Annotated in this window: 6 protein-coding genes and 1 pseudogene; 5 read left to right on the forward strand and 2 right to left on the reverse strand. The window is 45.9% G+C overall.

Annotation, left to right across the window (positions count from 1 at the left end; genetic code table 11):
- Positions 1-108: 108 nt before the first annotated feature.
- From L976_RS09620 to yidZ, 4 genes and pseudogenes are all read left to right on the forward strand, one after another.
- Positions 109-702: a hypothetical protein gene (locus L976_RS09620; protein ID WP_047536355.1), complete on the forward strand. Its 594-nt coding sequence runs from the start codon at positions 109-111 to the stop codon at positions 700-702.
- A gap of 284 nt (positions 703-986) precedes the next feature.
- Positions 987-3,818 (forward strand): annotated as a pseudogene (locus tag L976_RS09625) (M16 family metallopeptidase).
- 200 nt (positions 3,819-4,018) lie between these two features.
- Entirely contained in the window at positions 4,019-5,209 is a 1,191-nt protein-coding gene (locus L976_RS09630) for an MFS transporter (RefSeq protein WP_047540344.1), read from the forward strand.
- Entirely contained in the window at positions 5,184-6,149 is a 966-nt protein-coding gene (gene yidZ / locus L976_RS09635) for an HTH-type transcriptional regulator YidZ (RefSeq protein ID WP_047536357.1), read from the forward strand. The genes L976_RS09630 and yidZ overlap by 26 nt, the downstream gene beginning before the upstream one ends.
- A 17-nt stretch (positions 6,150-6,166) precedes the next feature.
- Here the strand turns inward: yidZ and L976_RS09640 are convergent, their stop codons facing one another.
- Positions 6,167-8,890 carry a DEAD/DEAH box helicase gene (locus L976_RS09640; RefSeq protein ID WP_047536359.1) on the reverse strand — a complete coding sequence of 908 codons (2,724 nt, stop codon included), beginning with the start codon at positions 8,888-8,890 and terminating at the stop codon, positions 6,167-6,169.
- Positions 8,891-9,259: 369 nt separating this feature from the next.
- On the opposite strand from L976_RS09640, the gene L976_RS09645 reads away from it, so the two are divergent.
- Positions 9,260-10,630: a DUF4397 domain-containing protein gene (locus tag L976_RS09645; RefSeq protein ID WP_047536360.1), complete on the forward strand. Its 1,371-nt coding sequence runs from the start codon at positions 9,260-9,262 to the stop codon at positions 10,628-10,630.
- Positions 10,631-10,895: 265 nt separating this feature from the next.
- On the opposite strand, the gene L976_RS09650 is transcribed toward L976_RS09645, so the two are convergent.
- Complete coding sequence (locus L976_RS09650) at positions 10,896-12,329, reverse strand: LysM peptidoglycan-binding domain-containing protein (RefSeq protein WP_047536362.1); 1,434 nt, start codon at positions 12,327-12,329, stop codon at positions 10,896-10,898.
- Between the last annotated feature and the right edge of the window lie 344 nt (positions 12,330-12,673).

A 12,673-nucleotide genomic window follows, 5' to 3' on the forward strand; every position in this document is an offset into this window, starting at 1 on the left:
GTTAACAGTTGTTGCTGTTTAGGGTAGATTGTTTGAGTCCGCTAAAGGGCTTGAACTTTTGAAAATAAATTAACGTTATGACGACTACTAAAAGAAAGGAATTCTTCCATGGAAGATGTAATAAGTCAGGAAAATAATCCATTAAAGAGCGATGAAAAACAAATAACAGTAGATAGCAATATTCATAGAGTACCACTGTTTCATGTTTCACTTGCTAAATTTGTTATTATGTTTTTTGCTACCTTTGGTCTATATCAAATATACTGGTTTTATAAGCAATGGCAGGCATTAAAAGAGTATTATGATTTAGATGCATGGCCAATTGCTCGATGCATTTTTACGGTATTTTTTACACACTCTTTGTTTGTTTATGTTAATGAATATATTAAAGAAGATAATAGAAGTTATCGTTGGAATCATTCTGCTTTGGCGACAGTTTACGTTTTACTTGTCGTAGTCTCTAGTGTTCTCAATCAAATTGAGACTTTACCGACATCTTTGATTTTAATTTCTATTGTTATACCTTTAGCCGTTTTGTATCCATTGTATGAAGCTCAAAAAGCAATTAACTTTGCGCTTGAACCTTTAGACTACGAGGATAATTCAAGTTTAACTTGGTTGAATTGGGTTTGGATTGTTCTTTTTGGTTTTTATTGGGCTATGGTTATCTATGCATTAACTGTGTTAATCAGACTAGCTTAATTTAGAATAGAACAGGCTTTAATTAAGCCTGTTCTGAATTAACAATATGCGATAGAGGAATATCTTTTTATAAAGTTAACAACGAGTTTTCCCTCATATACTTTCAATTTCTAATGTCGTTTTCTCTATTAATGCATGTTTTTTGATATTTTAAGTACGCTGTAAGGTATTGATTTTGTGACTTAAAGCGTTTTTGTGGTTATAGTGAAAAGTCAATTTATCAGTATTGAGGTAAGCATTTTCTCCGGTTAATGAATCGAATGTTGGAGAGAAAGTGAATTTTTATGAGCAATTTCAAGAAAATCCAGTTTAAACGTCTATGGCTATGGCTGTTCCTTATCAGCATGGCTTTACCATTAAGTGCGGTTGAAGCGCCTCTGTGGTCTGAGTCGGCCAACCTGCCTTTAAGCGAATGAGTGCACAGTGGCACGCTTGCTAATGGGATGCACTACCTGTTAGTGAACAACAAAACCCCTGAGCAAGCCGTGATTGTCCGTATGCGGGTGGATGTAGGCTCGGTGATGTAAACGGATGCCGAGCAGGGTCTGGTGCATTTTTTAGAGCATATGGCGTTTAATGGATCTACGGGACTCGCGGCGGGGGAGATGATCCCTACCTTACAACGCATAGGTTTAAGTTTTGGGGCTGATACCAATGCGGTGACTGAATTTCAGCAAACGGTTTATCAGTTTAATTTACCGAGCAATAGCCAAGATAAAGTCGATACCGCTTTGTTTTTAATGCGCGAAATCGCCAGTAATCTGTTGCTTGACCCCGCGCTAATCGAGCGCGAAAAAGCGGTGGTCTTGTCTGAACTGCGTGAACGCAGTAGTGCCGATTTAGAAAACTATCGCCACCAGTTAGCCTTTTTAATGCCGCAAACCTTGCTGTCGCAGCGCTTTCCCGTAGGTGAGGCGACGAGCATTCAAAATGCAAATCGTGAAACGTTATTGTCCCTTTATCAGCGTTTTTATACGCCATCTCGCACCACCTTAATCGTGGTGGGTGATATCGATGTCGGTCGTATCGAGCAAAAGATCAAGCAGCAATTTACCGACTGGAAAGCTGCGCCACAGGCTGCTGGGGTGAAGGCACAATCCATAGGCGTGGTACAGGCTAAAACCGCTATTGAGGCGGCGGCATTTTTTGATCCAAGCCTGCAAACCTCGGTTTCCCTCGGGCTGTTAAAACCGCAAATCCCTAAGCCAGATACGATTGCACTGCGTGAGCAGGAGATGTTATTAGATATTGCCCACGGCATTTTGTATCGTCGTTTAGAGTCACAGTTGCTACATAGCCAAGGTTTGTATGGCGTGAGTCTACAAATTGGGCCGCAATACAATATTGCCTACGGCACGCAAATGACGCTGGGAACGCAGGAAAACAACTGGCAGCAAGGGCTTACGTTGTTGGAACAAACACTACGTCAGGCGCTGGAATTTGGCTTTAGCCAACAAGAAATCGATCAGCAACTTAAACGAATTCACAAGGGCTATCAGCTTAGTGCCGCAGGCAGTAACACTATCCACAGTGTGAACATTGCCGACAGCTTAGTGAGTGCGGTAGCGAGCAGGCGCGTGCCTGTGGAGCCAGAGTGGCAATTGGCTCTGTTTGAAAAGTTGATGCCGAGTATCACGCCGCAAAAACTGCATCAGTTGTTTAAACAGACTTGGGAAGGGACGCCTTATCTGTATCTAACCAATAACAAACCCATTGAAAGTATTGAAAAGCAACTCTTAGCCGCCTACAACGCGAGCCAAAAGCAAGCCGTAAAAGCGCCCGAAACCAAGAGTATTGCCGAGTTTGGCTATAGTCAATTTGGTGAGGCTGGACAGATTGTGGCCGATCAGCGCGATGCCACAACTGGCATACGAAAGCTAGAGTTTGCTAACGGTGTGCGTCTCAATTTAAAACCTACATCCTTTAATCAGGGGCTGACGTTGGTGAGTCTCAATATTGGCTTTGGTGAGGTGCCATTCCCCGAGCTAGATGGTTTGTCTTACCTGTTTAATAGCGCCTTTGTGCAGGGCGGTTTGGGACTTCACGATTTAGATAGCTTGCAGGAGATTTTTGCAGGCCAAGATATCTCGGTCAGTTTGAGTTTACGTGAGCAGAGTTTTGGTGGCGAGATCAGCACCAATGCAGCCGAGCTTCGCACCCAATTAGGTGTACTAACGGCTTATCTAGTCGACCCGGGGATGGATAAGCAAGCCGAGCAGTTATTCCGTGAGCAAGTGATTGCCGAGCAGCAGAGCATTCATAGCAATCCACAACTGGAGTTTTCGAATCAATTTGCGCGAATTGCCCATAATGGCGACAAACGTTATGGCTACGGCAACCCTGATGAAATCCTCAAGCGTCAGTTTACTGAACTCGCACCCAGCTTCCATTCTGCGGTGCAGCAAGGGGCGATTGAGCTGGCCATCGTGGGTGATTTTGATGAGGACAAAGCCATTGCTGAGGTTGCACAAACCTTAGGAGCGATTTCCCGTCAGCCGATCCCTAAGGGGCAGACTATCGTGCCTGTGTTTCCCAACGTGCCAGCACAAATGAGCCTGACGCATTATGGTCAGGTCGATATGGCGGCGCTCGCGCAGGTGTGGCCGACAGCGGATATGAGTAATCCCCGTGAGCTGGTGGGTTTAGGTTTGCTCGAGCAGGTACTAAGCATCTTACTTACCGAGAATGTGCGTGAGAAAGCGGGGGCAAGTTATTCGCCTTCTGCATTCTCATATAATGATTTAAATCCAACGGGATATGGTTATCTCGGCCTATTTAGTGTGACCACCACTGCCATGTTGCCTGAGGTGGCTAAGCATTATGCCGCCGCAGTTAAGCAGGTTAAAACGCCTTCGGGGATCAGTGAGGATTTGCTCAATCGCGCCCGTCAGCCGGTGCTGGAGTGGATGCAGATGGCGCCGCAAAGTAATAACTTCTGGTTAGATTTGGCCTCAACCGCCCAAAGCCTGCCGGAGCGTTTTGCGACCTTTAACCAACGCTTGGCGTTGGTACAGCAGATCTCGCCCGCCGAGTTAAGCCAATTGGCACAGAAATACCTCAAGGATGATAAGCGGTTAACTATCGAAACCTTACCTGCACCCGTCACGGCTCCGTGAGCCATTAAACCGCAATTTATCTGAAGACCTACCTCCTGTGATACTCGTGTCACAGGAGGTTTGGTTTTTATTGGTGATTGAAATATTTGTCGGTCGTAATTGGAAATAACCGTTGTCGAAAATGCCACTCACGCTTAAGCGAAACCCGCATTAGGCTAAGCGCCATATTCTTGGAATGCGGTGATATGAGTGGTGATGTGATGTTTCGATATCTTTTATGTAGTTTTGGCTTGGTCCTAATGTATCCGACGGGGATAGATATGTACTTAGTCGGGTTGCCGCAAATTGCGAGTCAACTTGGGGCGAGTGAGGCACAGCTGCACATTGCTTTTTCTGTGTATCTGGCTGGCATGGCGACGACTATGCTGTTTGCAGGCAGTTTAGCCGATAGGATTGGGCGTAAACCCATTACACTTTTTGGCGCCTTTCTGTTCGCGCTAGCCTCCTACTTTGCGGCGGGTTCGCAAACCAGCGATCTATTTTTAATCGCGCGCTTTGCGCAAGGCATTGGTGCGGGTTGTTGTTATGTTGTCGCGTTCGCGATTTTGCGTGATGTCTTAGACGATAAGCGCCGAGCCAAAGTGCTCTCAATGGTGAATGGCGTGACCTGTATTATCCCTGTGATCGCGCCTGTGATTGGCCACTTAATCATGCTTAAGTTTCCATGGCCTAGCCTGTTTTACACTATGGCGGCGATGGGATTACTGGTATTCGCTCTTTGTCTATTGGTATTGCGTGAAACCCATTCTAAAGCAGCATTTCACACGCAAGCTTTGCCAAGTGTGCAAAAGGAATCCTTTAAACAAGGCTTTTTTATCAGTCGCGTGGTCATAACGACCTTAGGTGTGACCACGATTTTAAGCTATGTGAATGTGTCTCCCATGCTGATTATGGGGCAGATGGGGTTTGACCGTGGCCAATATTCCAATACCATGGCAATGATGGCATTGGTGAGTATGTTAGCCTCATTTTCTACGCCCTTTTTGCTTAACCAGTTTAAAGAAAAATCATTAATTTTGTTCTCCCAAGGGTTATTCGTTGCGGCCGCCTTAGTGTTTATCTTGACTCAATTGGGCGGGGTTAGTCATTCATTCAACCTCTTAGGGTTTGCTTTTGTTTGTTCTGGTTTTTCAATTGGATTTGGGGTGACCATGAGTCAGGCGCTTAGTCCATTTGTGGCTCGGGCTGGGGTAGCCAGCTCATTACTGGGGATTGCCCAAGTGTGTACTTCTGCTTTGTATATTTGGGTGATGGGTCTGCTCGAAGTGAGCGCGATTAATATATTATTAGCTATCCTCAGCGTTGGTGCGCTGGTAAGTATCACGCTAATGTTAGCGGTACCTAAAATGTCGGAAATGGTAGTTAATGAGCAAATCCCTGAGTCGGCTTGACCTCAATCTGTTGTTTACTTTTCAGCTGCTATCGCAGGAGCGGAGCGTGTCTAAGGCCGCTAAAAAGCTCAATGTGACGCCATCGACCGTGAGTAAATCCTTGGCGAAATTGCGCGATTGGTTTGACGACCCACTATTCATTAAAACGCCCCAGGGATTGCAGTTAACGCCATTAGCCCAAAGCATGGAGCAAGACTTAGCCGATTGGTTGCAAAGGGGCAAACAGCTTATGGGCAAGCGCGGGGATGATATGGCGAAAGGGCTCAGTTTTGAGCTAATGCTTGAGTCACCTTTATCGCTCATTATGCTTAATCAATTAACGCAGGCGATTTACCAACACTACCCTGATGCAAAAGTGAAGGTGCGAAATTGGGATTATGATTCACTAGAGGCCATTATTCGCGGTGAGGCAGACATAGGTTTTACTGGCCGAGAGAGCCATCCGCGCTCTAAGGAGTCCCTTGATTTATTGCCTTATTTTATCGATTTTGAGGTTTTATTTACCGATCTTCCCCAGGTGTATTTGCACCGCGATCATCCCGCCTTGCAGGAAGAGTGGAATATAGACACTTTCTTAAAATACTCGCATATCAATATCTTGTGGGAAAAGAGCGAAACCTGGGCCTTAGATGATGTGCTTATTGAGCTTGGGTTAAGTCGTAATACTGTGCTGACCTTGGCCAGTTTTGAGCAGTCACTGTTTGTTGCGGCAGAGCCACACCACAGCATGCTGGCAATAGCGCCGCAATATTGTGAGCAATATGCTCGCCAATTACACCCTGACTTAGTCACTCGCCCCATCCCGATAAGTGGCGAATATCTTAATAAACTCGCCATTCCTTTTACCTTGATTTGGCATAAGAGAAACAGCCACAACCCTAAAATCACTTGGCTACGAAGCAAGATAAAAGCGATTTATCAGCCGCGTGGGTGTGATTAAGGCTGTTATTTGCAGCATTAACTCGGTTGGTTTATACCCAATTGCTGGCAAATATATTGGATGCACAATTCTTGCTGCTGACACCATAATCCGTAGCTGACGGGGATAAGTTGAATCCCCGCGCGCTGTAACAGCTTATACAGTTCAATATCGAAAAAGTCCGCCCATGGCCCTGGGTAACCGATTAAATCTATTGCTAAATATTGGTTGCCATAGCGGCACAATATATCCAGTTCTAGCCCCGCCATATGATAGGCGCGCCAGACTGTTATGCCTTTTGCTTCAATCGCCTGTGCCACCGACTGGCCGAAGCTATCGAGGGCATCGACATAATTGTGTGCCGCTTGAAATTGGCCCGCCGATGCTAAGTAAGTTGCCAGTAAATTATTGTTGGGGAGCTCATGCGCTTGTACCGATAAAAATAGCCACTGCATTTGTTTAGCGCGGGTGATGGCGACATTGAACATATCTTCGCGATTTAAATACACGGCGGCGCGGCTGTCGTTGGCCGTAATGCTAAACGACAGCAGCATAATATCGCGCTCTTCCCCTTGAAAACCAAAGGGCGTGGCAATCCGTAATTGATGACGTTCTATTTGCTGCGAGCTAAAGCGTGCGAGGATCTGCTGGGATAAATACTCCGTCTGATTGCGAAAGCAGGAGAGTACACCAATGCTGGCGGGCACTAATACATTTTCTTGTTCATCAATCAGTTGAGCTAACTTTTCAATTAATGCCTCCGCTTCTATGGCGTTAATTCCTTTACTATCACGGCTGCCAGTCACCTGGACTCGGTGTAAGTGCCCTGAACTTGTGCAGGGTCTGTGCTGCATAATCTTCAGCATACCTTGATAAAACTGTTGATTACTAAATTGGATCAGCTCAGGTTTACTCCGAAAATGCTCATTTAAAAACACCACTTGGGATTGGCTCGCGAGGGATTGCGATACTAAGTCGAGCATACTGGCATCACGGTAGCTCATTAGGCCGCGGCAATCCGCAGCAAGTCCGAGTTGCGTTTGGATTTGGATTTGCTTTGCGCGGGATAAAAACGAGAAATGGCGCAGTTGTTTGCTGTCGCCCACCACCAGTGCTGCTTTTGCCCGCTGCAAGGCCGGTAAACAGGCGGCAATATTGGCTTGAGTGGCTTCATCAATAATCACTAGATCAAACATTTGCTGCTCCATGGGCAGCACTTTATGCAAGCTGGCAAGGCTCGATAACCAAATGGGAAAGGTTTGTTTTAAGGCATCAAAATCCGTCTTGTAGAAACCATCGAGTTGCTTAGCGGATTGCCGAGCGCGAAGTGCACTGGCAAAACTCACCAGCGTACTGCGCTTATGTTTGAGCAATTGGTTTAATCGATAGTGAGTGGCCAATTGTAAGTATTTGAGGCTTAAGTCTTCTTTTTGGGCGATGAGGGCGGTTAATTTATCGAGTTCATGCCATTGCTGAGCAAACTGTTTGATCCCGGCACGGTAAGCCCAGTTGTAAAATCCTAAGCGCCAGCGCGATTGTCCTTGTTGTAAGGTCGCCAGTTTTTGGCCGCGACGTATGGCATGGCGGCAATGATGTATAAAACCGGCTTCCATTTTGGTTTGCTGACGAGTAACAGTATTAAGTTGCTGTTTTGCATTGAGTAGCAACCTATCCGAGACGGCTTCATCAGATGCTGGGTGCTGACCATGGAGCATTTCATCTATCTGGTTTTTCAGAACTTTTATAAACTGCGGCGAGCCGGCGCGAATAAGACTGCTCCCAAGCTGGAATTGCTGCTGCAACTTGTCGGCAATCACATCAACAGCGACATCGGTATGGGCGACGATAAGTACCGATTTGCCCCTTAATACCTGCTCCGCCGCCACGGTGGCGATGGTGTAACTCTTGCCTGTTCCCGGTGGGCCTGAGATTTGCCCCAAAGTATGATTGGCCGCAATCGTTAAGGCCTGAATTTGCGCACGGCTTAATAGCCCAGGAAGATAAGCCTCTTGTGTCTCTATACTGGCGCTAATGTTATTGATGCCAGTTGGGGGCGTGTCCGCAAAGAGTGCTTGAAGCGGCGCAGAGAAGGCGGGGGCAGTGCTGAGTTTGTCGAGTTCGTGCAAAATGCCGCGGCTTGCGATCGAACGCTCTGCCAAAATGATTTGGCTGCGACTAACCATAAACTGCCCACGTTTACGGCATAGCTGAGCAAATTCAGCTTCATCAATCAGTTTGGGAAAATGCAATAAATGACTGGTATCAACATCGGCTTGGCCCGCACGCAGCCAAGCTATCCAGCCACTGATATCCGTTGGATTATCGCGTAACTCTTGGCTTAAGCTGTGTCCTTCAACGACTAATTTTTCTAACAGGGCTTCATTGATAGTGAATGGCCCTTGGCCCGCTAGAGTGTTATTGCTCTCTAGGTAGAGATTATCGCCGTCGGCCTGCAATTGGCATTCGCGATAAAGGAGTGGCGTCACGACTTTACGTTTTTCGCCATTAAGCTCGACACTGCCGCAGAAAAACAGGCAACAGTGCAATAATACTTTTTCACGCAGATACAAGGCACTACGTGCCATTAATGCCGAGGCGGGGGCAAATGGCACGGGTAAACGGGGGAGAAAGCCACTGCTTAACTCATCTTCACCTTGGAGCAATAGCTTTTCTTGTTCAGCAAGTTTGTGGCTAGACCAAAGGTTAATTTCAGCACTATCGTGTTGAAAACACTGTTTGTAGTAGTTAAGAATCCCTTGCAAACCCTATCCATCCCTAAGGCTTAATTGGCGATGCGAGAGTAACCCAATCGTATAAGACGAACAAGGTTGTCGCGTATCTTGGGATGGAGCCAAAGCAGGTTAAAGTCCGAACGTCTGTGCTTAAAGCCAAATAATTTTTAGCGTAAAAGAAGTTATTTGAGTTGTAAGTAAACGTATCGCAAAAGGTATTTGTATCAATTCAGCGCTCGAAAAATGTGATTTGTATCAATATTGGCTTGGTTGCTGTAATGTTTGTTAAGTGTTTGAGTTTGTAAAATATTTGTTTTTGTTTTAGGTGGAAATTGCCGTTGTTGTCATTGTATAACTGCGTAGACTGAACTGAAATTTTGCCTGCAAATGAGGGATACAATGCTTAACAATAAACTCAAAGGATTCGCGGTGATGACTTTCGCCTGTCTAGGCGTTACCGCTTGTGGTGGTTCTGATAATAAAGATGAGGATACCTCTAAAACCGATACTTATGTGCAATTCTACAATGCCACCGCAGGCAGCACTGCTACCGCGCTCAAAATTGGCGATAAAACCTATGAAAGTGTGAGCTTCGCCGATGCGATGCCACGCTTTACGTCGACTCCCGGTGTGAGTGCGGTGGAGGTGATGGGTAAGGATGCGACAAATAAAGATATTTCGCTCTACAAAGAGAATATCGATTTAAAAACGGCAACCGACCATTTCTTTGTCTTGCATGGGGATTTTGCCTCACCAGCACTGCTCAATATCAATTACTCGCGCACAGAGCTCGATAAACAAAACGCCGAAGCAGACAAGAGCAAAATGCAGTTGTTGATTGCACATACAGCGACCAAGGCGCCAGCGTACGATGCGTATATTGCCAAAGCGGATAAAGGCTTTGCCGATGCGGTGATGCTTGGCAGCGTCTCCTATGGCGAGGTTTCAGCGCCGCAAATTATGGATACCGGCGACTATAAAATTTATTTGACCGCGGCGGGTACGACCAATATCAGCTACACCACGGCGAGCATTAACTTTAAAACCAAGGTGCCCTATAAATTAATTTTGAGGGAAAGCTTTGGCGCATCAGCGGCCAAAATCAGTTTAGACAGCGTCGACTCAACCACCAATGTGCGTAACCATGTCGCCCTCGAGAGCAGTGTTGATTTCAGGGTATTCAATGGCTTGGCTACACATAATGTTGATGTGAAAGTGGTGAGTAGTAAACAAGAAGCGCTATTTAGCAATGTGGCTCCCTTTGGTGTAACGGCCTATAAAGGTGCTGAGTTTAATGATTTTGGTGTGAGCGTATTTGACCATACTAGCCAAGCAAAATTGCTTGATAATGTGCTGATCACCCTTAATCAAGATGATATTAAAACCATCTTTATCTACGAGCAGACCACAGCTCAGGGCAGCCAAGTGAAGGCGATGGAGATGAAACAAACTCAAACGCCAAGTCCCTACAGCTTTAAGTTCGATATCGTGAGTTTTGCCGATAAGAGTAACCTTACCTTGTACTTCTTAAAGGCGAACGACACTATTGATACGGCAACCTATAAAATCAGTGCGGTTAATCCAACGGTGCCGCAATCGTTAGTGGTGCCCAAAGGTGAGTATTCCATCAAGGTTATCTCGGTAGAAAATGGCTCAAAAACAGTGGTTTATGCATCTGATGTGATAGATTTTAATAATCAAGATAACGTCACTATGGTGCTGAACAAGGACGATTCAACCAGTTTTGGCTACAACTTGGTTAAGATCTGACGGTTAAGATGAGTGTCTCTAATACCACAGCGCTACTTAGGTAGCGCTTTTTTTTGCTTGTCGTTGTGAGGTTCAAGTGGGCTAATTGGGAAAAATAGAGCCGGTAATTGCTACTTCGCTACTTCGTTGTGGTGTTGAGCGCCGTTAGCCACACTTCATCACGCTATCGGTAATACTTCACAAGCAAGGTGGGGATAAATTAAAGCCCAACATAGCGTTTTAATTTTGCGCTGTGTTGGGCTTTTGGCTGTTCAAACGGCAAGCGTTATTCGCTGATTTTCAGTTCTTGACCCGGCTTGATGATGCTCTTGGCATTTAGCTGGTTCCACTTCATTAAATCGGCGAGTTTCACTTTGTTTTTACGCGCAATTTTATCCAGTGAATCCCCTGATTTTACTTTGTAGGTTTTGGCTTTTGCCACTGGCTTATCGGTCGATTTTGAGGTGGCAGCTTTAGTGCTGCTCGCATTCGCTTTGGTCGATGATTTGTCGGTATTAGCCTTGGCCTTTACAGGTTCTGGCTCATTATCATTGGCCGCCATTGGGGTTAACAGCGTAAGTTCTTGGCCTATTTTAAGGCGATCAGAGGTTAGATTATTCGCCTGTTTTAACTCTTTGACTGATAAATCAAATTTAGCCGCGATAGTGCCTAAGCTATCACCGGATTTCACTATATAGGTTTGGCTGTCGTAACGTTTTTGAGCATATAGCTTGTGCTGGTTTTCTTGATAGTGGCCAATGTTTTCAATCGGCAGGGCAATTTGGTATTTGCCTTTACTGGGGATCACGCTTTGGCGGTATCCTGGGTTATAGGTTTTGAACTCCGCTTTAGTGAGTCCCGCAGCATTGGCGATTTGGCTTATCTCAACGCCATTGGGGGCGGGTAAGCGTTCTAAAAAGGGACGGTTTGCAATCGGCATCACTTTGAGATTGTAATGGCTTGGGGCGCGGATAATTTGGATAAACGCCAGCCATTTAGGTACGGTTTGCACTTGGCGAGCCGGAATATTGAGCGACCAAAAATCCGTGGGTTTGCCCTTGGCTTTATTTCTATCAATGGCAGCTTTGATGACCAGTTCGCCACTGTTGTAACCCGCTACGGCGTTAATCCAGTCATTGCCTAGGGTGTTGTATAAATGTTGGAGATAGTCGAGTACCGCATCGGTTGAGGCCAGCGCATCTTTGCGACCATCGTAGGCTGAGTTGATGGTTAGGCCAAAGTTACGCCCAGTCGCGGGGATCATTTGCCAAAGCCCTGCGGGACCGTTTGCCTGAGCGAGCGGATTGTAACCACTCTCTACAATTGGCAGCAGTGCCAGTTCAAGCGGCATATTGCGAGCCTCAAGTTGGCTGACAATATAATATAAAAATGGCTCAGCGCGCTGTGTCACCTGAGTCATAAATTTTTGTTTATCATCGAAAAAGTTACGCTGTTTGCGCACTTCGGCATCGTCATGCACATCAATAGTGCGGGCGTGTTGGATTTTCTCCCACACATCGGCATAACGCTCGTCGATAACTTCTGCTTCAACTGATTGAGGTTCTGCTGATTCGCTATGATCTTCGGCTTCTGGTAAACCAGCACCAAATTCCGTTGGCGATGTTTGTGCTGAGGTTGTTGCGCAGCCACTTAGCTGGGCCATCAGCATGGCAATAACCATCGCAGCTAATGCATGGGGTTGACGAAAGGTTTTCCGCATGATTGTCCTGTAATTTTTGATGACTTGGCGTTTTACCCAAACAAGCTAACTAGATGCAGGATCCTGCGTTAAATCCACCTAAACAGCGTGTTTGGGTACTACATTTACGTGTTGCAGCAATTCAAAATGTAGTCGACATTTCTCATTGATGCGCCTTAAACGAGAGCACTCTAGGTGCTCTGAAACCTACATTTTTAGGTTACTTGGGTAGAGATAATGTTGCACATGCTAATCTGTTTTGCGGTTTCTGGATAGCTTTGCTGATAATTTGACCGCCTAGGTCACATTTAGATTTACCCCTAAATAGGCTAACATAGCGGCGATTTTTCATTGCAGTGGGTTAG

Origin of the sequence: Shewanella sp. ZOR0012, assembly GCF_000798835.1 — a bacterium.
In the GTDB taxonomy this organism is placed as follows: domain Bacteria; phylum Pseudomonadota; class Gammaproteobacteria; order Enterobacterales; family Shewanellaceae; genus Shewanella; species Shewanella xiamenensis.